This window comes from Streptomyces sp. NPDC002779 (assembly GCF_042888685.1).
In the GTDB taxonomy this organism is placed as follows: Bacteria; Actinomycetota; Actinomycetes; order Streptomycetales; family Streptomycetaceae; genus Streptomyces.
Genome location: NZ_JBIAQC010000027.1, coordinates 1 through 22,598, shown reverse-complemented (window position 1 = coordinate 22,598; position 22,598 = coordinate 1). Strand labels below are relative to the sequence as shown.

At 68.2% G+C, this 22,598-nt stretch carries 17 protein-coding genes and 2 pseudogenes; 9 read left to right on the top strand and 10 right to left on the bottom strand.

Going from position 1 to position 22,598, the window contains the following annotated elements; genetic code table 11:
* Positions 1-113: 113 nt before the first annotated feature.
* Genes ACFYW5_RS35345 through ACFYW5_RS35335 form a run of 3 tightly spaced genes read left to right on the top strand, consistent with a single transcriptional unit; the run spans position 114 to position 8,231 of the window.
* Entirely contained in the window at positions 114-7,310 is a 7,197-nt protein-coding gene (locus tag ACFYW5_RS35345) for a polymorphic toxin-type HINT domain-containing protein (protein ID WP_389421240.1), read from the top strand.
* Positions 7,307-7,813, top strand: a complete 507-nt coding sequence (locus ACFYW5_RS35340) for a hypothetical protein (RefSeq protein ID WP_389421239.1) — start codon at positions 7,307-7,309, stop codon at positions 7,811-7,813. Before ACFYW5_RS35345 ends, ACFYW5_RS35340 begins: the two co-directional genes overlap by 4 nt.
* A gap of 16 nt (positions 7,814-7,829) precedes the next feature.
* Positions 7,830-8,231, top strand: coding sequence for a hypothetical protein (locus tag ACFYW5_RS35335; RefSeq protein WP_389421238.1), 402 nt, complete (start codon positions 7,830-7,832; stop codon positions 8,229-8,231).
* A 186-nt stretch (positions 8,232-8,417) separates the two neighbouring features.
* Here the strand turns inward: ACFYW5_RS35335 and ACFYW5_RS35330 are convergent, their stop codons facing one another.
* A complete protein-coding gene (locus tag ACFYW5_RS35330) occupies positions 8,418-9,419 on the bottom strand; it encodes an IS630 family transposase (protein WP_389421250.1) in 1,002 nt (333 codons plus the stop codon).
* 101 nt (positions 9,420-9,520) lie between these two features.
* Positions 9,521-9,984: pseudogene (locus ACFYW5_RS35325) on the bottom strand (replication-relaxation family protein); the annotation flags it as partial.
* 68 nt (positions 9,985-10,052) lie between these two features.
* Between ACFYW5_RS35325 and ACFYW5_RS35320 the strand changes: the two are divergent.
* Complete coding sequence (locus ACFYW5_RS35320; RefSeq protein ID WP_389421237.1) at positions 10,053-10,481, top strand: hypothetical protein; 429 nt, start codon at positions 10,053-10,055, stop codon at positions 10,479-10,481.
* Here the strand turns inward: ACFYW5_RS35320 and ACFYW5_RS35315 are convergent.
* The 8 genes and pseudogenes from ACFYW5_RS35315 to ACFYW5_RS35280 form a co-directional block, all read right to left on the bottom strand.
* Positions 10,478-11,345: pseudogene (locus ACFYW5_RS35315) on the bottom strand (IS110 family transposase); the annotation flags it as partial. The gene ACFYW5_RS35320 and the pseudogene ACFYW5_RS35315 overlap by 4 nt on opposite strands.
* Positions 11,279-11,731 carry a hypothetical protein gene (locus ACFYW5_RS35310; protein WP_389421236.1) on the bottom strand — a complete coding sequence of 151 codons (453 nt, stop codon included), beginning with the start codon at positions 11,729-11,731 and terminating at the stop codon, positions 11,279-11,281. The gene ACFYW5_RS35310 and the pseudogene ACFYW5_RS35315, both read right to left, overlap by 67 nt.
* Position 11,732: 1 nt before the next feature.
* A complete protein-coding gene (locus ACFYW5_RS35305) occupies positions 11,733-12,095 on the bottom strand; it encodes a hypothetical protein (protein ID WP_389421235.1) in 363 nt (120 codons plus the stop codon).
* Positions 12,095-14,785 carry an ATP-binding protein gene (locus ACFYW5_RS35300; RefSeq protein WP_389421234.1) on the bottom strand — a complete coding sequence of 897 codons (2,691 nt, stop codon included), beginning with the start codon at positions 14,783-14,785 and terminating at the stop codon, positions 12,095-12,097. The genes ACFYW5_RS35305 and ACFYW5_RS35300 overlap by 1 nt, the downstream gene beginning before the upstream one ends.
* Positions 14,782-15,363, bottom strand: coding sequence for a hypothetical protein (locus ACFYW5_RS35295; RefSeq protein ID WP_389421233.1), 582 nt, complete (start codon positions 15,361-15,363; stop codon positions 14,782-14,784). Before ACFYW5_RS35295 ends, ACFYW5_RS35300 begins: the two co-directional genes overlap by 4 nt.
* Entirely contained in the window at positions 15,360-15,701 is a 342-nt protein-coding gene (locus ACFYW5_RS35290; protein ID WP_389421232.1) for a hypothetical protein, read from the bottom strand. The genes ACFYW5_RS35295 and ACFYW5_RS35290 overlap by 4 nt, the downstream gene beginning before the upstream one ends.
* Positions 15,698-16,630, bottom strand: coding sequence for a conjugal transfer protein (locus tag ACFYW5_RS35285; RefSeq protein WP_389421231.1), 933 nt, complete (start codon positions 16,628-16,630; stop codon positions 15,698-15,700). The genes ACFYW5_RS35290 and ACFYW5_RS35285 overlap by 4 nt, the downstream gene beginning before the upstream one ends.
* 664 nt (positions 16,631-17,294) lie before the next feature.
* The gene (locus ACFYW5_RS35280) at positions 17,295-17,654 is read right to left on the bottom strand and encodes a hypothetical protein (RefSeq protein WP_389421230.1); all 360 of its coding nucleotides are present in this window, start codon (positions 17,652-17,654) and stop codon (positions 17,295-17,297) included.
* Positions 17,655-18,089: 435 nt separating this feature from the next.
* On the opposite strand from ACFYW5_RS35280, the gene ACFYW5_RS35275 reads away from it, so the two are divergent.
* The 5 genes from ACFYW5_RS35275 to ACFYW5_RS35255 all read left to right on the top strand — a co-directional run.
* On the top strand, positions 18,090-19,520 hold the full coding sequence (locus ACFYW5_RS35275) for a hypothetical protein (RefSeq protein WP_389421229.1): 1,431 nt from the start codon (positions 18,090-18,092) through the stop codon (positions 19,518-19,520).
* Positions 19,517-20,974 (top strand): hypothetical protein, encoded by a 1,458-nt coding sequence (locus tag ACFYW5_RS35270; RefSeq protein WP_389421228.1) that lies wholly within the window; start codon positions 19,517-19,519, stop codon positions 20,972-20,974. The genes ACFYW5_RS35275 and ACFYW5_RS35270 overlap by 4 nt, the downstream gene beginning before the upstream one ends.
* 101 nt (positions 20,975-21,075) lie before the next feature.
* A complete protein-coding gene (locus tag ACFYW5_RS35265; RefSeq protein ID WP_389421227.1) occupies positions 21,076-21,345 on the top strand; it encodes a hypothetical protein in 270 nt (89 codons plus the stop codon).
* Positions 21,346-21,596: 251 nt separating this feature from the next.
* Positions 21,597-22,100, top strand: a complete 504-nt coding sequence (locus ACFYW5_RS35260) for a hypothetical protein (protein ID WP_389421226.1) — start codon at positions 21,597-21,599, stop codon at positions 22,098-22,100.
* Between the two features lie 38 nt (positions 22,101-22,138).
* On the top strand, positions 22,139-22,598 hold a 460-nt coding region (locus ACFYW5_RS35255), incomplete at its 3' end, for a helix-turn-helix domain-containing protein (protein ID WP_389421249.1).

Below are 22,598 nucleotides of genomic sequence, written 5' to 3'. Positions count from 1 at the left end.
CCCGTCGTCACTGGTATTCCGTCACACGGTGATCACAGAATCTGCATGCTCTGCTAAGTCGTCACGCGTGGTCCGTCGCCGGTCCCGCTCCAAGTGGTCCGGGGGGCCCCACCGTGTTCGGTCGACTTCCGTACGCCCGCAAGCCGCGCCGCGCGCGCATCGCCGTGCCGGTCACCGCCGCCGCGCTGCTGGTCGGGCTGCTGCCCGCGCAGTCGTTCGCGCTGCCTCCGGATCCCGCCAAGGAGGAGACCGGACGCGAGTCGTTGAGTCTCGAGGGCCTGAGACGTGATCTGCCGGTGCCCAGCGGCAAGCCACTCAGCCGCGCTCTGCAGTCGCTGCAGGCGGAGATTCCGCAAGACCGGCTCGTACCGCCACCCAGCACCGTGACACCGCCTTCCAATGTGAGCGGCTCGGTCACCTTTGGCTCGACCACGACTCCCGCTTCGACCAGGTCCACTGCCCAGCAGGCGGCGCTCAGCCCGGTGGGAGCCCTTCCCGTCAGCCTTGGTCAGGCCCCCGCCCAGCCGACTCCGACGGGTACCTGGCAGGTGACCATCCCGGACCGTACCGCCGCCGTGAGCCAGGGCGTCGACGGCGCCCTGATGGTGGTCCAAGCCCCCGCCACGGGTGCGGTTCCGGTCTCCGTGAAGCTCGACTACGCCAAGTTCGAAAGCCTGTACGGCGCGGACTGGGCCTCCCGGCTGACCTTCGTGCAGTTCCCGGAGTGCTACCTGACCACGCCGGACGACGAGGCATGCCAGGCCTACGAGGAGCTGGAAACCGACAACGACCCGGCCTCCAAGTCCCTCACCGCCACGGTCGACCCCGCCGCCGACGGCACGGTGACGCCGGCATCCGCCCCGTCGGACCCCGCGAACGCGACCGGGACTGAGGTGGCCCAGGCCGCCTACCGCACCTCCTCTCCCGCGACTCCCGCAGCCGCTGGCGACACCGCTGTCCTCGGAGCCCTCGATTCCGGCGTCGGCAGCGGAAGCTTCAAGGCGACCTCGCTCGCCTCCAACGGCAAGTGGGCGGCGGGAGGATCATCGGGCGCCTTCACCTGGTCCTACCCGCTGACCATGCCGGCGCCGCCCGCGGGCCCCGCTCCCAAGATCTCCTTCGAGTACAACTCTCAGGCTGTGGACGGCCGTACCGCGGTCTCCTCACCCCAGGCCTCGTGGATCGGCGAAGGCTGGAGCTACGACGTCGGCTTCATCGAGCGCCGCTACCGGACCTGCAAGGACGACCGCAAAACGCTCACCTCAGGGACACCCAACAACACCGCGGTTAAGGACAAGACGTCCGACCTGTGCTGGGTGTCGCCCAACGCGGTGATGTCCCTTAACGGTAAAACCACCGAGCTGGTCCGCGAACCCACCACCAGCGTCAACCCCGAGACCGCCACTGAGCGCTACCGTCCGCAGAGCGACGACGGCACCCGCGTCGAGCACCGGGTGGGCGCAGTCAACGACGACAACAACGGCGAGTACTGGGTCGTCACCGGCTCTGACGGCACGAGCTACTACTTCGGGCAGCACCAGGTGGGCGGCGGTCACGCCGACACCAACTCTGTCTCCACGGTGCCGGTCTTCGGCAACCACCCGGGCGAGCCCTGCCATGCCACTACCTTCGCCGACTCGCGCTGCGGCGCGGGCAAGCAGCAGGCATGGCGCTGGGGTCTGGACAAGGTGGTCGATGTCCACGGCAACACGATGATCGTCAACTGGAAGCAGGAGACGAACTACTACGCCCCGCGCAAGAAGTTCAAGTCGCCCGAGCAGTACGACCGTCACGCCTACCCGGTGTCCATCGAGTATGGGATGCGCTCGAGCGCGCTGACCAAGCCGTCCGCGACGGTCGACTTCGGCGTCAAGCAGCGCTGCCTGAAGTCGGAGACGGCGTGCGAGGCGGCGAACTTCGCCAAGACCGACGACCCCGGCGCCTACCGCCCCTGGTGGGACACCCCGGGCAACCTCAACTGCAAGTCCACGTCCAAGCTTTGCCCGGCGTTCCCGTCGTTCTGGACGCAGATGCGCCTGGGCTCGGTGACCACCAAGGCCGCACGGGCCGGACAGACAGGCCTGGGACCGGTCGACAAGTACACGCTGCACCACTCCTTCCCCGAGGACTGGTACGACAGCTCACCCGGTCTGTGGCTGAACTCCATCACCCGCACTGGCTACGCCCCGGGAGAGTCCACCGGCACCCTCCAGTCCGAATACGGCGTCAGCTTCGCCGCATACACCGTGGGTTCCACCTCACCGCTGAGTGACCGGCTCAAGGACCGGCACCTGCCCAACCTCGTCCCCAGGAGCAAGACCGACCAGCGACCCGGCTTCACCCGCCCCCGCATCGGCACCGTCTCCACCGAGTACGGCGGCGACATCGAGGTCGAATACACCGGAGGCTGCGCAGCCGAGCCGGTGGAGGACAAGGGCAAGAACAACGGCACCTGCTACCCGGTCCGCTGGTCGCCCGACGGGGACGACAGAACCCCCAAGAAGGCCTGGTTCAACAAGTACGTCGTGGCGTCCGTGACCGAGACCGACAAGGTCACCTCGCACGGCGTGCCCGTCACCACCAAGTACGCCTATTCGGACACGGCCTGGGCCAAGGGCGACGACGAGTTCACCCGCCCCGCCCTGCGTACCTACAGCGACTGGAAGGGCTACCGGCAGGTCTCCGTCCGCAAGGGCGCCAAAACCACCTCCACGACGAGCGTGAGAAACAGCCAGTCCTACAGCCTCACACGCTACTTCCAGGGCGTCGGCGGTGAAGTGAAGGACTCAACGGGCGCTCACACCCTTATCGCCGACGATGCAACGCAGTTCGCCGGCATGACCGCGGAGACCATCACCTACGTCGACTCCGACGGCAAAGTCCTCAAGCGCCACCTGACCTTCCCCTACTCCAAGCAGACCGCCTCCCGCGCCCGCCAGAACGAGGACGCAACGACAGCCGACCCGCTGCTCGCCCAGCGCGTCGGCACCAAGCGGACGGATGAGATCCAGACGGTCGGCGACAGCTGGCGCGGCGTTCGAACGACCACCGCGGTCGACGACACCTATGGGCTGCCCCTCCAGGTGGACACAGCCGTCGTCAAACCCAGCGGCACCTCCGAGACGCTCTCGGACCGGACCTGCACCACGACCGCGTACGTGCACAACACCACCACCTGGCTGATCGGTCTGCCCAAGGAAGAACGCGTCACCGCCACCAGTTGCGCCGCGCAGGCCACCGCAGACCCGGCCACCCAGCTGAAGTCGTCGCTGAGGAACACCTACGACAACCTGACCTACGGTGCCACCCCGACCAAGGGACTCGTCACCTCCAGAGCTGAGACCAACGGCACCGGCACCGCGCACTCCCACACCATCACCACCAGCTACGACCCGCTGGGCCGGGTGCGCACCATCACCGCCCCCGGCGCCGGCACGACCGAAACGCAGTACACCCCCGGCGACGCGGGCGGCCCGGTCACCGAGGTCAAATCCCTCAACGCCAAGGGCCACGTCACCAAGACAACCTTCGATCCCGGCCGCAGCCTGCCCCTGACCGTTACCGACCCCAACGGGCGCATCACACGCAACGAATACGACGACCTCGGCCGACTGATCAAGGGCTGGACACCCTCACGCTCCTCCGCCGGCCAGTCCCCGAGCGTGCAGATCTCCTACCAGGCGGCCATAGCCACCCCCAAGGTCAACCGCCCCGCCTCGGTGACCCTCCAAGCACTCCGAGACGACGGCACCTACGCGCGCACCGTCACCCTCTACGACGGTCTTCAACGCGAAGTCCAGGCCCAGACCGAGGCACACGGCCCCGGACGGATCATCGTGGACACGAAGTACAACGACCACGGCCTCGTCCGTGAGAAGACCGGCGGCTACCTGGCCAAGGGCGAACCGGCCACCGACCTGTTCCAGCCCAGGTCCCTGTCCCTGATACCGAGCTCGACCCAGTACCGCTACGACGGCCTGCAGCGCGAATACCGCGCCATGGTTTACCACGGCGGCAAGTACAAGTACGGCTCATTTGCCACCCACGGTGAGATCTACACGGACATGGACCCCCCGGGCTCCACTGCCCCCAAGACCCGCACGTACTTCGACACCCTGGGCCGGGTCACCTCCATCAAGCACTACAGCAAGACAACCGGGGACACCGGCCGCACGACGTCGTACGAGTACGACGCCCGCGGCTACCGCACCAAGGTCACCGACCCCGCAGGCAACAGCTGGTCCTACCTGTACGACACCCGCGGCCGGCTCACCTCCTCCACGGACCCCGACACCGGCACCACGCAGACGCAGTACGACGAAGCCGACCGCCCCAACTACACCAAGGACGCCCTCCAGCAGGAGACGTTCACCGAGTACGACCTGCTCGGCCGCGTGAAGTACGTCCGCCAGGGCTCCACGACCGCCAGCCCGGTCAAGTCCTACACCTACGACGAGACGCCCGGCGGAGTCGGCAAGCCGACCGCCTCAATCCGCCACACCGCGGACGGCGACTACATCAGCCGCGCCACCGGCTATGACGCCGAGTACCACGTCACCGGCAGCGAAACGGTCATCCCGGCGAACGCGATGACCACCGGCCTGTCCGGCACCTACGCCTACACCTACACCTACACCCCCACCGGTCAGTCGCAGTCGGTCACGCTGCCCGCCAAGGGCGGCCTGGCGAGCGAAAAGGTGGTCACCCGGTACACCAGCGACGGCCTTCCCGAATCCACCTCGGGCCTGACCTGGTACACGGCGGACGCCACCTACTCGCCCTACGGCGAGGCACTGCGCACCGTCTCCGGCGCCCAGCCCTACCGAGTGTGGACGACGAACTTCGTCAACCCCAACACCGGCAGCCTCCAGCGCACCATCACCGACCGGGAGACGGCAGGCCCGCACCGCATCGCGGACAGCTACTACTCCTACGACGCCACCGGCACCATCACCTCCAACGCCCGCCAGCTCGAAGACGCCTCAGGCAAGACCTGGGACACCCAGTGCTTCACCTACGACGTCATGGGAGAGCTCACCCATGCCTGGACGTCGAACGTCACACCGAGCCTGAACGGCACCGGCTGCAAGACAGCCAACGGCACGACGTGGGGCCACCGCACGGACTACGCGTACTCCTCCGGCCCGGTCGCCGACGCGCCGGACGATTCCACGGACGCCACCGCCCCCGATGCCTCGCTGACCTCCACGCTGTCGGCAGCAGCCCCGGACACCACCACCGTCTCCACCGGCGCCACCGCCTACCGCCAGTCGTTCACCTACGACTGGATAGGCAACCGCGCCACCATGACCGAGCACGACACCGCAGACGCCACGAAGAACGTCACGCTCACCTACGGCCACGGCAAGACTGTCGCCGGCAATGGCACGACCCCGTCGTACAAGACACAGCCGCACACGATGACGGGGGTCACCTCCGCACCGGCGGGCAAGGGCAGCTCCTACACGTACGACGCGACGGGCAACACCAAGGTCCGGGACCTGTACAACGCCACGCAGAGCCTGGTCTGGAACCAAGAAAACAAGCTGGCCTCGATCATGAACGCCGGCACGAAGACCACTTACGTCTACGACGCGGACGGCAACCGCATCCTGGAGAACTCGTCGTCAGGCTCGACCCTGTACCTGGGCGAGACAGAACTGACCACGAACGCCACGGGCAGCATCACCAAAGCATCCCGCACATACGCCCAAGCCGGCGCGCCAGCGGTGACCCGAACCACGACGAACGGCTCGACCACGGGCCACAAACTCAACATCCTCCTCGCCGACCACCTCGGCACGGCGAACACGACAGTCGAGATGACCACCGGCCAACTGGTCACCCGCCGCGCCTTCAAACCATACGGCGAAGCCCGGGGTGCAAAGCCGGCGAGCTGGCCGAACAAGCGGAGCTACCTTGGCGTCGGCATCGACGACGCCAGCACCGGGCTGACACACATTGGAGCCCGAGAATACGACCAGAACTCGGGGCGGTTCCTGTCCGCGGACCCGATCGTCGTCATCAGTGACCCGCTGCAGATGAACGGGTACGCCTATTCCAACAACAGCCCCGTCAGCCACAGCGACCCTTCGGGACTGTGCAGACGAGACATCTGCGGCGACGGCTATCCAGTCGCAGGAGACGGTGAACGCGCGGGCTACACCGGTCAGCAACCCGGCGCAAAGGCATGCACATCGTGCAACACACAATTTCAGCGCACCTACTATGACCCGGCTGAGATTTTCCCAGGCGTTAGCATCACGACGAAGTGGCAAGGACGCGACGCGTTCATCAAACAGTTCTACAAGAAGTATGTCGATCCCAACCGGCTCGCCAACGGTTCCCATCGGGGTTACTTGACCGATGGAACTAATCCGGAAGGTGCAGCTCAAACCCTCGGGTGGTGGGGACTCAACACCTGTCACGACCTGAGGTCCTGCCCCGAGTCTGTAAAGAACTACTTTCGCAGCATGTCGATGGGCGTCGCGCAGAGCATCACTGCGATGGGCGATGCACCAGGCGCGGGGAGAGCCGGTGTAGGAGCAAACCCAAAGAAGGGCCGTGCGGGAGGCTGCAACAAGTGCTTCCTCGCAGGCACCGACGTCCTCATGGCTGACGGCACCACCAAAGACATCGAGGACATCGACATCGGGGACGAGGTTCAGGCCGCCGATCCTCGCACCGGAGAAGCAGGCCCCCGAAAAGTCACCCGTCTTATCATCACCGAGAACGACAAGCACTTCAACGAGCTCTCCATCGCCACCGAAGACGGCATCGACAAGCTCACGGCCACACACGAGCATCCGTTCTGGTCTCCGTCGGAAGGTGACTGGATAACCGCACGCGAGCTCGAACCAGGCATGACCCTCCTCACGGACGAGGGCGACACAGTCATCGTCACCGGAAATCGGCCTTTCAGCAGGCATGCGCGTACGTACAACCTCACCGTTGACGACCTGCACACGTACTATGTGCTGGCGGGGAAGACTCCGGTTCTCGTTCACAACAGCAACTGCTCCATCGGGTCGGTGACTGGGCCTGCTGGAGAGGTATTGCCACTGCCTAAGGGGGCTGCTGGCACACCGGTTGCCACAGGTAAGGGCTGGGCTTACGACATTCCGGCCGGAACCAAGGGCCTCGATCCTCGGGTAGTGCAAGTTCGAGTGATGGACCCTGTCACCACCGGCAAGTACCAGTACCCGAACGGTTATGTGGTGTACATGAATAAAGCAGGTCAGTCAGTCAATCCCCTAACCGGACAGACGGTCAGCAAGGCTGACCCCTACAATCACATTCCGATCCCATGATCTCGATAAACGACCTCGTCCATGCCAGGCCATATCCGGAATTTCTCGGCTCGGTCGAAGTGGATCCCCTGCGAGAAGCGGACGCGCTGCAAGAGGCGCAGCTGCTCGACTCTCGGGTGTGTCACTTGACCTCCACGGCGGCTCTTCTCTTCGAACTGCGCACCTCCTTGCAGTTTGACGTGGGAAATTCTGCGCTGCTTGTGGTCCGGGGTCTGCACTCGTTCGACTGGAAGTCACCGGCAAAGCAGGTTCCCTTCGCGGCGCTGACGGTAGTATCCAGTGCTGCTGACCGGTTGAGCGATTCTCTTCGTGCGAGATTCGAATTCTTCCCTGCGGCGCACCTTGCGGTGGCGGGCGATCTGGCGGAGTTTTACGTCCTCGAAGTGGAAGGAATTGGCGACGTGCCGCCTGACTATTCGAGCGGGGACGTGACAAATATTCAAGGCGCCTTGCCGTCTTGGTCCTCTGCGTGCAGCCTGCTTCAGGCGTCAATTTTGCACTGAGGTAGCAACGCGGGGGTTGGTGATGTTCCCGCTAGCGAATCGAAGCCCCGCCGGGCGTAGTTTGGCGGGGCTTCGCTGGTGTCTGACGGCAATTGTCAAGCAGGGTGATCCGGCGGCCATTACTGAAATGGATCTCCGCTATCAGTACTTCGGAGTGAAGTTCGAATTGACGGTTGATGGCGTCAAGATCGTGTCAAAAGCGAGATTCGTGACTCTTGTCGATCTGGCCTTGTCGCTCTCTGTTGTGGTGGAGCGAATCTCATCCGGCCAGGATGCTGCATTCGGTTTCACTGAAAGGGGAGAGGTTATTCGCCTCTCCCGAGATGGTGATCTCGTTGCGGTGAGTTCATCGATTCGTCCTGTGCGGGCATCGGTGGAGCGCGGCGAGCTTGTAGGTGAATTTGTTCAGTTTCTGTAACGAGCTCATTCTCGACTGATTGCAGGGGTTCCTGAGGCCGTACTGGGGTCTGCGTGGCTGCGGTGTGCGGCGGCCAGTGGAGGGGTCGTCGTGGTGTCACAGCTCGGTCCATGAGCGGGGCTTTGCCGCCGGTCAGGGGGCCCACACGTCAGATATGGGGCTGTGTTCTTCCAGGTCTTGTATTGATCAGAAACTCAAAGGGTTCTCTTCGAGGGTGTAGCGGACGTGGGGGCCGCCGAAGTAGCCGCGGACGATGTGGGGCTGGCGCTGGCGGCGGTGGAAGAACCTGCGGGTCTCGGCTGCGAGTTGGGCCTGGTTGCGGGCCCTGCTGCTCATGGGCAGGCTTCGTTTGAGGTCGGCGTTGACGAGTTCGTCGGGGTTCAGTTCGGGCGAGTACGAGGGCAGGAAGTGCAGCTCGATCCTGTCGGCGTGGTCGGCCAGCCATGTGCGGACCGCGCGGGAGCGGTGTGCGGAGTGACCATCCACCACGAGGTGGATCTTGCGGTCGAAGTGGCCGATGAGCCGGTCGAGGAAGCGGCACATGACCTTCGCGTCGAAGGTCTCGGTGAACACCATGAAGTGCATCCGGCCCTTCGTGCTGATCGCGGACATCGCATTCACGGAGAACCGGTTGCCGGTACGGCGCACGACGGGGGTACGGCCCTTCTCGCCCCAGGTGCGGCCGGTGACCTGATCGGAACGGATGCCGACCTGGTCGGCGAACAGCACCTCACCGTTCTCGGCCTTCGCCGTCGCCCGGATCGCCGGCCATGTCACCTCCAGCCAGGTCCGCACCGCCTCCGGGTTCTGCTCGACCGCGCGCTTGTCGGGCCGCTGGAACGACAGTCCCCAGCGCCGCAGGTACTTGCCCACCCCGGGCTCGGTCATCCGCACCCGATACAGCTTCGCGATCAGCTCACCCACCTGGCCACGCGTCCACAACTGGCCACGAAGAACCAGATCACACGGCAGGTGATCCAAAATTGCCTGCCGCACCGCCGCCTGCTCGACCTCGGACAGCACCTGATGCTCACCCACGCGCCGCCCACGCGGACGCGCGGTCAGCGCCTCACGCCCACCGGCCTGCCACTTCGCCCACCAGCCGTCCACCGCCTTGAGCGAGACCTTGAACATCGCCGCGACATCCTCGCGGTCCCGGCCCTCCACCAGCGCGGCCACCGCCCGCAGCCGCAACGCTTCCTGCGCCGACGGCGACAACTGCCGTGCGTCCCCCACCAGTTCACTCACGCAGCATTCAACGACCCAGAACGCTTACCGTTTCGGATCAATAGGACGGCCGCTCCCAGTGGCACTTCGCGGGCGAGGTCCGCTACGAGCGGATGGTGGGCGACCAGGCCTTGAGGTCGCTGATTCGGTTGTCCATGGCCTGGCGTCCTGCTCCGGTCAGTACGAAGAGGACGCGGGGAAACACCGGGTACCAGCGCAGCCATCCCTGCCCGGTCGGATGTCGGCGCCGACCGGGCGGCTGTGGATCGTAGGTCCACAGCCGCGCGTACTCGATCAGCTTGGCCGCCAGTCGCTCGCTGCTCATGGTGGCCCGGTCGATCTCGACAAACGCCCTCAGTTTCCGTCGCTGTTGGCCGTCGATGACCGCGTCGGCCACTATTTTTTCGCCGTCGCTGATCGAGTGGAACACCTCAGGCGTCCAGTCGAGGTGGCCGTGCTCGTCGCCACGGCGGCGGGCATCGGCGACGAACTCCCGGTGGGTGCGCAGGACGGTGAGGGTGTGGGGGGGGGTGCCCCTATGTCTTTGGTCTAGCTGGTCGGGTGTGGGTTCGGGGCGTCTGGAACGATGTGTCCGTGCATGCTGATGATCAGGTTGGCGAGGGGGTCCCCGCGGAGCTCGCGGTGTTCCTGCGGGAGGCGGTCGACGGCCGCCCGGTGAAGATCGCTGCTTCCGTGTGTGGGTGCGGCGGCCGGGTGTTCTTCATGTTGGTCAACGCCTCCGGCGCGGAACGGGAGTGCTCTGGCTGCGGCAGCCGTGCGTTCATCGCGGACAGCGAGGAGTACTGGAACGAGGAGTCCTGGGAGGACGACGAGCCCGGTGCGGCTGGCTGCCCTTGCGGGAGCGAGGAGTTCGAGGCCGCGGTCGCGTTCTCACTCGGCGACGACGGATCCGTCCGCTGGGTGACCGTGGGCCTGCGGTGCATCAAGGATGGGTTCTGCGGGATCTATGCCGACTGGAAGATCGACTACGGACCGACGGATCACCTCCTGACCATGGTCTAGGTCTGCGGAGCGACAGCCCGAACGGGCTGCGGTTCGTAGAAGGTTCCGTCGCGGAGCATCGCGAAGAGGACGTCAGCCCGGCGTCTGGCTAGGCAGAGCAGGGCCTGGGTGTGGTGCTTGCCCTGGGCGATCTTCTTGTCGTAGTAGGCCCGCGATGTCGGGTCGCCCAGGGCGGCGAAAGCGGAAGGGAAGAAAGCCCGTTTGAGCTGCTTGTTTCCCCGTCTGGAGGGCTGTTCGCCCCGGATCGAGGAGCCCGAGTTCCGGGTGGCCGGGGCGAGGCCGGCATAGGCGGCCAGATGGCCGGCGGTCGGGAAGGCGCTGCCGTCGCCGACCTCGATCAAGATGCGGGCTCCGGTTCTGACGCCGACTCCCGGCATGGACGTCAGGACTTTGGAAAGAGGGTGAGCCTTCAGGAGTTCCGCGATCCGCCCAGCCAGCAGTTTGCGCTGGTCGAGCACGGCCGTCAGCGAGCTGGCCAGGCTCGGGACGATCAGCGCGGCCGCCTCCTTGCCTGGAACAGGTGACGGTCTGCTCGTCCAGCGCGGCGAAGATGTCCTCGACCAGCCGCTCGGCCATCCGCGGGGCCTTCGGCCGTAACAGGGTGACCAACCGCCGCCGTCCGGCCTTGCGGATCTGAGCCGGCGACCCGAACCGTTCCAGCAGCGTGAGGACGGCGGGGTGCTGCAACCGCGGCCCCAACACCCGCTCCAGCGACGGATGGATCTGCGTCAGCAGGCCATGGAGCCGGTTGGCGACGCGGGTCGCTTCCCCGGCCAGGTCGTCGTCGAAGCCGACGATCATCTCCAGCTCGGCGATCGTCTCGTCCTCGCCGTCGATCGCCCGCAGCGTGTGGGGCATGGCGCGGGGTCGACCACCACGGTGGTGTAGGCGTCGGCGACCTTTTGTGCCGGAGCGGTGAGGAGCTGAAGCAGGGGGAACCGGAAGGCGACCTCGATGGCCCAGCCGGCAAGCCCTACCAGCAGCCGGATGAGGGTGAACAGGCCGGACAGAGCAAACGCGAGCGACTGGGTCTCGAAACTGATGACCGAGCCGCCCTCGGCGCTCAGCTCGTACCCGTTGATGGGCACTCCCTCGGAGGAGGTGATGTTCAGCGGGGCGAGCAGGTCTCCGGTCTCGCTGCTGCTGTCGCCGGCCGCGTACACGACCTGGCTGTTGACCATGACGAAGACACCGGTGAGCAGGACGACGAATCCGGCCGAGCGCAGCGTCGCGCAGTCTGGACGGCCCATGTCAGCGCCGCCCTGGCCCAGTGGCGCTTCGGTGCCGCCACATCACGAGGGCGGCCACACCGGCACCGGCCGGCACCAGCCCCCAGGCCGCATCGGCACCACCCGACTGCCTGGCGGAAGCGGTGGTCGTGGCGCCACGCTCGCAGGAGTCCCGGGCGGGGCCCGCGATCAGCGCGCAGCGGTTCTGGTCCGTGTAATGGGCGTCTGCGGTGAAGGCCTGCCCCGTGTGCGGCCACCACGCCTGAGGCACACCCACCCCGACGGCCAGAACGAGCACGCCGACCGCGACAGTGATCAGCGCAAGGACGCTCACGGCCGCGGCACGGCGACGGGAGCAGGAGCGTATCGAGATAGAAGGCGTCATCAGAGGAGTTCCTCCGGACGGGACCCTGGGGCCTCAGCGGCGAGCTGCTCACCTGCGGACAGCGTGGCAGCGCTCGCGCGGCGTGCCGGTGTGGTCGTGATGTATGTGGCGATGCGCGCGATACGGGGGATGGAGACCTTGATCCGCCCGGTGTTCTGTCGCGGGCAGGTCAGCAGGAACTCGCCTTCGCGGCCCTTGCGGCCGACCGGGGACAAGCCGGTGGTGACCAGCCGCAGCAGCTCGCCGTCGTTGGGGTCGAGCCCGAGGAAGTCCAGGCCGCGGCGGGCGCGTTCGCGGTCGGCGGTGCGGGCGAGTGCCCGGTAGGCCATCAGGCCGCGGTCGGGGCCGAGTTCGGCGGCGTCGTGGGATCCGGCGATGAGCCCGGCGCCGTGCTTGCGGCCGTCGTGGAGGATCTCGTGGACCAGCGCGGTGCCCTCGGCGGACGAGGTGAGCCAGTACAGCTCGTCCGCGACCACTGCGGTGAACCGCGTGGGGTCCTCGAACGCTGTCTGGCGGGCGAGCGCGGCGATCAGGTAGAGCACTGCGCGGCCGATCAGGGCCTCCAGTGGCTGCTGGTGCAGAACCTCCGGGTTGTCGAACGCGGCCTTGGGCGGCAGTTTCAGCCCCGCCGTCGTGATCACGATCATGTCGGAGGTGCTGGAGGCGTCCAGGTGCACCGGTGGCAGCGTGGGGTCGAAGACCATCCGTGCCAGGGAGTTGGTGGCGACGACGCGGACGAGACCGGCGAGGGTGGCGGCCGCGTCCTGCCGCTTGCCCATCTCGCTTCGGGTCATCTCCTCGAGGACTTCCAGCACGCGGTGCATGGACGGGGTGTCGCCGGCGGCGGCCTTCTCGACCGCATGGTGCAGGACCTCCCCGCTGGTGCTCATCGGGCCGATGCCGAGCTGCAGGGTGAGGTAGGACAGGGCGTAGTGGCGGCCCTCGGGGCCGGTGAACATGCGCAGCGGGTCGATGGACACCTCCGCCTGGGCGGCGTCGATGATCTGCACGCGCCCCTTGGCCGCGGTGCGGGCAAAGGTCGCCCATTCGCGTACGGGGGTGCGGTCGATGCAGATGGCGCAGCCGCCGCGCGCCCACACCGCCTCCGCGATCAGCTTCTGCAGGACGCTCTTGCCTGCGCCGAGGTCCCCGACGATGCCCATGGACGCGGACGCGTCCACCTTGGGCGCATCAGCGACGTTGATCATGACGGGGCGGGTGGTGCCGCAGTCCAGGTCGATGCCGAGGAACATGCCGTTCGGGTCGCCGACCTCCGCAGCCGTGAAGGCCCCGCAAAGCGCCCAGTCTTCGGAGACCTGGTGCTGGGTGAACTCCCGCACAGCGCCGGGGCGCACGGTGGCGGGCAGGCCGAGCGTGAACAGGGCCTCCTGCAGCCCGGCCGGGCGCACGGCCCGGTAGTCGGCGCCACCGAGCAGCGCGGCAAGAGCCCGGGCCCGGGCGTCACAGATGGCGGCGGTCGCCCCCCATACCGTGAGCACGGTGACGGACTGCACCTCGACCTCCACGCTGGTGCGCGACAGGCGGGCATCGAGCTCACCCAGATCACGGGCGGCCTCGGTCAGCGAGGCGGGCATGCCGGTGGGGCGGGCGTCGTACTGGTCGGCCTGGTCGATGAGTTCGTTCTTCTTGCGCCGCACCTGCTCGCGCGCCTTCTCCGCCGCCACGAGGGTGAGGTCGACGGTGTAGTCGACGGGGAAGTCGAGCAGCTCGAGCTGGGCGAACAGGTCGGCGGCGTCCTGGCCGACCGCGGGCGGGCACTCGGCCAGCGCCAACTGCGCCTGATAGCCGGTCCCGGCGTCGGATTCGACCTGCAGCCAGCGTCGCCCGAGCGGTGAGCCGCTGTTGGCCCGCCACCACGCCTTCCGCCCGGACCGCGTGATCCGGCCGGAGCCCTTGAGGTCGCCGGCGTCGTCCAGGGCGGGGTCGATGCCGCCTTCCTGCAGGCGTACTTGGCCGAGGTCGGCGTAGCTGGGGGAGCGCAGCACACCCTCGCGCAGCTGCCCGCCGTACAGATCGCTGGATTCGGCTTGAGTCAGCAGCGGCTCTGCCAGGCCGCGGTGGAGGGCGTGCTGGATCATCCACACGACTTCCGCCGGGCGGGCCGGGCGGAAGGCGATCCCGCCGGCGAGCGCGGCCTCCACCCGCACGGCCTGCTCGCGGTAGGCGGTCACCTCCCGCTGCGCCACCGGCGCCGGCCGCATGCCGAGCAGCGGAGACAGCTCCGCCCACGCCGCGCTGAGGGAGGCCGATACCTGAAGGGTGGTGGTCTCGCCCTTCAGCGGCACCGCAAGCCACAGGGTGCGCTGATGCATCTCCTGGCCGTCCAGCAGATCCAGGGTGGCCTCGACGTTCTGAACCCACGGGTGCGGGCCCTGATCCGGTGCCGTGTCGGCCGGCTCGATGCCCTCGATCATCTTGAGGGCGATCTCGCCCGGGTCGACCTGCGCGCACAGCCCATACAGCCGCGGAGACCCGGACAGTGACCGCACCAGATGTGTGATCTTGGCGAGCTGTTCGTCACGGACCGCGGCGGGCACGTAGGTGCCCTGAACACTCTCCTCGTGCTGCCCGTGCGCGTCCGGTCCCGGGTGCAGCCGGTAGACGGCCCACACGCTGCCCTGCGTCGACCAGACCAGGTGCCCGGCGATGTGACGGATCGGAACCCTCACCGCACACCCCCGCCCTGCCCGGCCAGCGCGAGCAGCTGCTGAACACCCGACACCGGCCCCACCGGCACCGCAGGAGCAGCCGGCCCGCTGCGGCGCAGAGCGGCCGAGGCGGCGGCCGGCCTCGGGTGCGGGGCCCGGCCGGTACCCGGCGGCTGCACGACGGGGGACGGCGGGGCGGCCATGGCGGGGGCGGGCGCGTCCTCGATGGTGAAGCCACCGAGCAGCGGGCGGGGAGCGCGGTCGCGGGCGGCGCGCCCACCGATCCGCCCTCCCGATGGCTGCCACAGGAGCAGCACCCAGCCCAGCGCTGCCTGCAAGGGGCCACGGCCGGCGATCTTCGGACGGCGGACAGCCCAGATCGCCAGCAGCCAGGCCGCGATCGGGATGGGTCCCATCCACGACCACCAGCTGATCGACTTGATGAGGAGGAAGCCGCCTGCGACGGCAACCGCGATCTGCGCAGGCGTGTACGGCCCGAGGGGGATCTTCCAGTCCGCGACCTTCCCCAGCACCCAAGGATGGCGACGGGCGGCGGTGTAGAAGCGTCCCGTCCGGCCCGCAGCCGCTGCGGCGCTCACAGCCGGCCTCCAACGCCGGTGGAGTGCACGGCTACGACCGGGTCAGGGCCGTGCAGCATGCCGGGGATGGCGGGCGCGCCCTTGGCGGGGTTGTTGACCTCGTCCTCGAACATCTCCGAGAGGTCCTCGCGGGAGTTGTACAGCCCCAGCGCGATGATCATCAGTAGCAGGGCGCCGATCCCTGCCTTGATGCTGAACTTCTGGATCATGATGATGACGACGAGCACGAGCAGACCGGCCTGCAGACCCTTGGTCGCCCAGCCCTCGAACATGCTGATCCAGCTGTCGCCAAGATCGTCCAACCGGCCGGCGAGGAACACACTGTTCACCGTGTTCACCTCGCACCCCCGTCCAGGGCCGTCCCCGACTCAAGCGCCGCAACTTCCCAGCGGCCCGAGCGGGCCGTGAGCGCCAGCTCGTACCCCAGCGGCCACCGTCCGCCGGCGTTACGGGCTTCCACGGACGCGAGGACACGGACCTTCGTGCCGTCGGCCGGCACGGTCTCGGCGGCCGCGGTCTCCTCGACGGCGGACACCTGCTGCACCGTGACCGCCGTGTACGGGGCGGGGGCAACCGGTGACAGGCTCACGCCGGGGGCGAGGTAGCGGTCCACCTCTCCACCACCGGTCAGGTAGGCGGCGAGGAACTCCCCGACGGCCGCCCACACATCCCCCTCCGGGACACGCACGCCATACGGCGACTTCGGCATCTCGGCCTGGACGGGACCGGCCACCGCGCCGGGCGCGCCGGTCACGGTGAACGAGGCGCCCGCACGGTCGGCAGCCACCGGCACCGCGTAGTACCGCAACCCTCCGTCGCTGTATTGCGCAGCCACCGTCACCGACCACGCGCCCGCGGCGCGCTGCGCACTGCGCACCGCCGTCACCCACTGCGGCGCCGAGGGCGCATCCGCGGCCGGGTCGGGCAGGGCGACGTCCGGTGCCATCGACTGCGCAAGCCGCGCCTGCGCACTCGAGGCGTCCTGTGCGCTGCTGCGCAACCACGCCTGGACGAACACCTGCGCATAGCCGGCCGGATCGGCGGCTACCGCCGTAGTGCGCACGGCGGCGGGCCTGGACGCGGTGGCCGCCTCGACCGTGGCCGGGGTGGAGGTGACGGCGACGCCCAGGGCGATGGGGCCGGCCGCGATGACGGTCCAGACCGCAAGGCGGGACAGACGCACGCGGCGCCGCATCGCCTCCAGCCGGGCGCCTGCCGCTATCGCAGCAGCGGCCTCGCTCTGTGCGGCCTGCTTGCCAGGAGACATGGTCAAACTCCCAGGTCAGAACAAATGGTTTCTGACCTTGAGAAAACCCGCTGGCCCCGACCCGACCACCGACCACGAACCCCCGACCACGGTCACGATGGGGACACGAAGTTCATGGTCAGGCCATGGTCGGCCCGACCACGAGCCCGACCATGGGTCAGCCGCGGGCCGGCGGCAGGCCACCGTGTCCGGCGCACGCTGCCCGGACCGGCGACCCCCGTGTGATCACGTGCCGTCCGGTCGAGGCCCGGGCACCGATGCGCAGACAAAAGCCGACCACACCATGCCGCAGGTCTGCGCAGTGCGCGGTACGGGCCGGCGCACCAGAACATCTGGGATTCGGGGCGGACTGCGCAGCCGCCTCAGCGCACCTCGACTGCGCAGGACCTAAGGCCGGTTGCGCAACCCGATTGCACCGCACGTTTCCGGGGCTGCGCAGTCGGCTGCGCGATCACCGAGCGCCCAGGCTGGAGGCGGGTGCCGGCCACCGACCATGAACCCCCGACCACGGTCACGATGGGGACACAGAGCCCATGGTCGGCCCGACCATGAACCCGACCATGTCTGCTGCGCGGTCAGTCCATGCCCAGCTCAGTTTCAGCGTGACCACCTATCAGGTGGCAGCTCCGGCGCCTTCAGCGCCAAGCACCTGCCAGGGGGGCAGTCAGTTGAAAGCGTCGGTCATGCAGTCCACCCGGCAGTCGGCAGCCTCATAGCGCTGGCGCAGGGCGGCAGCTGCTTCTTCGCGCTCCACAAAGAGGTACCCGTAGTGCTGGCGCGCCACCCTGGTCACGTCTTTGACCGTGACGATGGCCGGTTCGCCGTGTGCGGCCCGTCGACGCGCTCCGGCGATAGCCATGTCCGCAGAGCGCAGCAGGTTTCTGGAACGATCCTGGATCACGGCTGCCTGGGCGCGTTTCGCCGACAGGGGACGCAGGACACGTCCTCTCCAGACATAGCCGGCGGCGACAAGGATGACACCGAGCGCTACGAACAGGAGTCCGCCTGGGGCGTGAGGTCGCATCTATCCAGTCTTCACCACTCGCGGGGCGATCGTCATGCCCGCATCGGCGGCCGATTGTCGCAGCGACTTGGTGTCAGTGAGCCCTTGCGCAACTCACGTGGCTCCCGGGCCGTTGAGGGAGGTCTTCGAAGTCTCAACCCACAGACACAGGAGCCGCGTTGGTTCCGTATCCTGCCGCACTCGACCTGCCTCACGCGGGCTGAAGGCGCGTGGTGGGCCCGACCATGAGCCCGACCACGGCTGCTGGCCGGCTGCGTTGCCGGATCGTGATCGATGGTCGGGGTTGGTGGCCGTCAGCTTGGTCGGGGTCGGCGAGTGAGCTGACGGCATGGGACACACGCACGCCTCCACACCCTGGGGTTCTGACCGCCCCGCATGGGCGGGCCAGGTATACCGCCGTGGGCATCGCCCGCGTCCCGCAGCGGGGGCACGGCGGTGAGCCGCTTCGGGGCGGGGATCCGCCGGGGCGTGATGGCGGCCGATCAGTTCACCCAGGTTGCCAACGCGCTGTTCCGCGACTCCCAGTTGTCGTTCAAGGCAAAGGGAATCTTCGGGTACGTCAGCACGCACACCAGCGGCTGGCAGGTGACGGTCGCTGACCTCGTCCGCTCCGGGCCGGACGGACGGGAAGCGGTACGCACCGGCCTGCAGGAGCTGGAGGCGCACGGCTACCTGATCCGTGAACGTCTGCGCCGCCCGGACGGCACCTTCGGCGAGATCGTCTACTGCATCACCGACCGGCCGGCCGCCTTGGACCTCGCGCTGGACGAAGCTGACGTGAGGGTCACGTCCCCGGAGGCCGGGCACGCCGGCGGGTTCGGGGCGGGGATCCGCCGGGGTGTGATGGCGTCCGATCAGTTCACCCAGATCGCCAACGGCCTTTTCCGCACACCTGAGTTGTCCTACAAGGCCAAGGGGCTGTTCGGGCTGCTCTCCACGCACCGGGAGGGCTGGCGGATGACGGTTGCCGACCTCGCCCGCCGCGGCCGTGAGGGGGAGTCGGCAGTCAAGAGCGGGCTGAAGGAGCTGGAGAAGCACAGCTTCCTGGTACGGGAACGCGAGCGCGGCCCGGACGGAACCCTCGGTGCGGCGGCCTATTTCCTCACCGACCTGCCCGCCCTGCAAAGCAGCAGGTCGCAACCAGAGTCGGGTTTTCCACCAGTGGATAACCCTACGTTGGCTGACCGGCCCACTAAGAACACCAACCTAAAGAAGACCAACAAGCAGAACACCAGACCCCTCCGTCCGTGCCGCGGCGACGCGTCGCGAACACCGGGACGGACGGACACACCGGCGTCCACGCCCGCCGTTCCCGCGGCGGACGAGATGAACCCGGGGATGCGGCTGCTGCTCGATTTAGGGGCGGCGCGCCCCGAACTGCTGCTGACCGGACAGGCGCTGACCGATCAAGGCCGCGTCGCGACCATGATGCTGGAAGCCGGCTGGAGCCCCGAGCAACTACGTCACGTCATCGCCGACCGGCCCCTGCCGAGCCCGGTGCGGACCACAGTCGGCGCGATCATCGCCGCCCGGCTGCGCGCCGCCCAGGCGCATCCGCCGCCCGCCATGGCGGCCTGCCCTCACGACCAGCCCCGGTGGGATGACCCGCCGTCGGAGCCGATGATCGATTCCGCCGCGGCCCGCACAGTCAGCGAGGCCTTGGCCTACCGGGCCCTTACCGAATGCGCCGGCTGCGGCGCACCGTCAACCGCCCCCGGCGAGGACCTGTGCCCGGCCTGCCTGGGCTGGCCGCCCTGCCGCACCTGCCCGGGGCCGACTCCCCGGCGCGCCCACCCAGGCGGCGACGGCCGCTGCACCACGTGCGCCTCCACGTTCACCGGCCACCTGGAAGGAAGCCGCTCATGACGGACGGCCTTCGCACCCCGCCGTCACCGACCGCGGCTGCGTACCACGAGCGCCCCTTCCCCCGTGATCCTGGCCGGTGGAAGAAGGAACGCACCCGTGCCCTGCGCACCGGCCACATCCGTGACAACACGTGCTCGCCCGCGTGCCAGCCTGTGCTCGTCCACGAACGCACCTCGTGGGGATGGCTTGCCTGGACCGTCCCCGGCGACGGCACGCTGCCCGAGGTCCCTCATCAGATCGGGGTGCTCACCCCGGCCGCGACCCGCACCCAGCGCCTGGCGCTGCGCTGGCTGGCCAGGCGCCCCGCACAGCGCATCGCCTTCGACACCGTCCCCGCATCCCTGCGCTTCTCCGCCGCCGCGGTCGCACTCATCAGCGTGATCGTCGCACTGCTCGCCATGCACCATGGCGCCCCCGTCGATGTCGTGCTGCCGGCGATGCTGCTCGCCCCGCTCCTTGCCGAGCACCTCCCCAACCGGTTGGACGCGCGGGCTGGCGAGCACGTCCGCAGGGTCGAAGGCGTCCATGCCTGCCGCTACCTGCAGCGCCTCGCCACCCTGCACACCGGCCTGGTCCAGGCTGCCGCGGGCAGCGACCGCTACGAACTGCGCCGCTCCGCCGAGGTCGGCCAGGGCCTGCTGTGGGACGCCGCCGGCCTGCTCCAGACCCACGACGCCCGCCTGGCCTGCAAGGACCTCATCACCCTCGAGCGGCTGATGCTCCAACTCGCCGACCAGGTCACGCAGATCATCGAGCGCACTGCACGCGAGGACGCCGCAGCCGATGCGGACCAGACCCGCGCGCCCGGGCGGCATCCGGGCCCGTACCCGACGGGCTTGCGCCCCATGACACCCGGCCCCACGCCCAGCACATCACACCGGAAGGAAACCGCCTCCATGCCCCAACTCCAGCCCGACTCCAGCCAGGCCGCCCGCACCGCGGACGTCTACCTGCTGTTCGCGCACGAGCCCTACTACCCCGACTCCGCCGCCGGAGAGATCAACACCACCGTCGTGGCCGCCGACTCCCTGCTGCACCCCCGCGTACGGCAGCCCGACGGCGCCCGCATCCACGCTTCCCTCACCCAAGGCCGCCGGCCCGGCGAGATCGTGCCGCTGTCCACCCTCACCCATGAACTCGACGCAGGCGCCCGCTGGCATGAGGTCGGCGACTGGGAAGGCATCACCGAAGACCTGCTGCAGCTCATCCGCGACCAGGACTGCGACGCCCTGAGCATGGGACTGCCGTTGATCGCGCGCGCTTTGCTGTGCGCCGGTCCCAACAGTCAGGTGGTGCGCGCCCACGTGGGTGACACCAGCCGCCTGACCGCGTACGGGCCGGATGACCGCGGCACCGTACTCGCCGAGATCGACAAGGTCCTGACGCCCCTGGTGGCCGAGCGGGCGTTATGGCCCGGCAACGACCTGATCCCCCCGCTCAGCCACCGCTCATGAACCCAACGGCCTCAAGCGCGTGCGCAGCGGAAAACCGGGCCGGCCCCCCGGCACGCCGAGCAGCTACACCCACCGACAACCCCACCAAGAAGCGAGTCCCGATGAACTTTGTGACGGCCCTCATGGTGGCCGCTGTGACCGGCGCTGGAGTTCTCACCGCACAGGCCGCATTCCAGCGCATCCACCCTGAGCCCACCTGCGTCACCTGCGGCACCCGGTCCGGTCATCGCGTTGCCGGCCACACCGACCGCACCTGCCGCGACTTCGTCCAGGAACAGCGCCGCCGCGCACAGGCTGCGGCCGCCGCTACCGGCACCCCGCCCCCGCTCCTGCCCGACGCCTACGGCAACTCCTGGCCCAGCGACTCATGAGGGGCACTGGCTTTGTTCCGTCGGACCGGTGGTTAGGCTGACAGTTCGGGCCGTGTACGAGGTCGTGCTCTGGCTGAAGGAGTTGTTGTTCCCGTCGATCGCGGACGTCACAGTGCTGTCACCGACCGCCAGGGCCAGCGCCTCCCGGCCTGGCTCGACGCCGTCCGGCAGGACGACCTACTACGAAAGCGCGTCCTTCTCTATCGACGACCACGCGCAGCGCAGACTCCCCAGCGCTATAGCCTCGGGCTGTGACCAACAGCGGCAGCCGAACGACGGGGAACAACCCTCATCCCGAGCTCCCTCACTTCCAGGAGCTCTTGGACGGGACGGATTGGGCATCGCTTGCCACTCCGTACGGGACCGGCGAGTCTCTGCCAGCCGCGCTCACACGCCTCCTCGACCTCGATCCAGCCGTGAGGGCGGCCGCCGCCAAGGACGCTCTCGATGAAGTGACCCACCAGAACAGCATCTACGAAGCCACCGTGCCAGTAGCTCTTTACGTGGCGGCTATCCTGAACCACCCGGCTACCGCAGCCGGTGAACACGCCCACGAGGCCGTCCTCCAGCCGCGCCACCCCACCCGCGAGACGCTACTGGACTGGCTCGGCTACACCGCCTACGACGCAGACGATGAGCGTGTCGCCTTGGGCGAGCGTCATTTCGGTGAAGGCTTCCTCGACGAATGCCTCGACATGCGGGCATTCCGGGACCTGCGCCCGAGGTGGATTCAACTGGTCGTCGCAACACCCTGATCTCGGAGGTGTGCGACGTGGCCACGACGGACTGGAGTTTGAAGACCAGCGATGTTCCGGAGGGGCGACGTCGGCAGTGGCGCGCTGACCGTGCGTTGCGGCCGGCGATGCGCTCGCCGGGGCGGCCTGATCCGTCTCGGGTCGTGCAGCGCCAGTTCTGGCGACTGATCGCCACGGGGGTCACGACGGCCGAGGCGTCGCTGGCGGTCGGCGTGTCGTGGCCGGTGGGTGCGAGGTGGTTTCGTCACGCTGGCGGCATGCCTCCGATCTCGTTGGCCGAGCCCTCGGGCCGGTACCTCACGTTCGAGGAGCGCGAGAAGATCGCGATTCTCAGGGCGATGAGCAAGGGTGTGCGCGAGATCGCCCGCGCGCTGGGGCGTGCCCCCGGGACAATCTCTCGCGTACTGCGCCGCAACGCCGCCACGCGCAGCGGCAAGCAGGAGTACCGCGCGACGGTCGCCCAGTGGAAGGCTCAGCAGGCGGCCAAGCGCCCGAAGA

Coding starts and splice junctions, on each gene's coding strand:
- ACFYW5_RS35270 (WP_389421228.1), top strand. CDS start 19,517: ATGACGGACGGCCTTCGCACCCCGCCGTCACCGACCGCGGCTGCGTAC.
- ACFYW5_RS35280 (WP_389421230.1), bottom strand. CDS start 17,654: ATGCGACCTCACGCCCCAGGCGGACTCCTGTTCGTAGCGCTCGGTGTC.
- ACFYW5_RS35265 (WP_389421227.1), top strand. CDS start 21,076: ATGAACTTTGTGACGGCCCTCATGGTGGCCGCTGTGACCGGCGCTGGA.
- ACFYW5_RS35305 (WP_389421235.1), bottom strand. CDS start 12,095: ATGACGCCTTCTATCTCGATACGCTCCTGCTCCCGTCGCCGTGCCGCG.
- ACFYW5_RS35285 (WP_389421231.1), bottom strand. CDS start 16,630: ATGTCTCCTGGCAAGCAGGCCGCACAGAGCGAGGCCGCTGCTGCGATA.
- ACFYW5_RS35340 (WP_389421239.1), top strand. CDS start 7,307: ATGATCTCGATAAACGACCTCGTCCATGCCAGGCCATATCCGGAATTT.
- ACFYW5_RS35310 (WP_389421236.1), bottom strand. CDS start 11,731: ATGGGCCGTCCAGACTGCGCGACGCTGCGCTCGGCCGGATTCGTCGTC.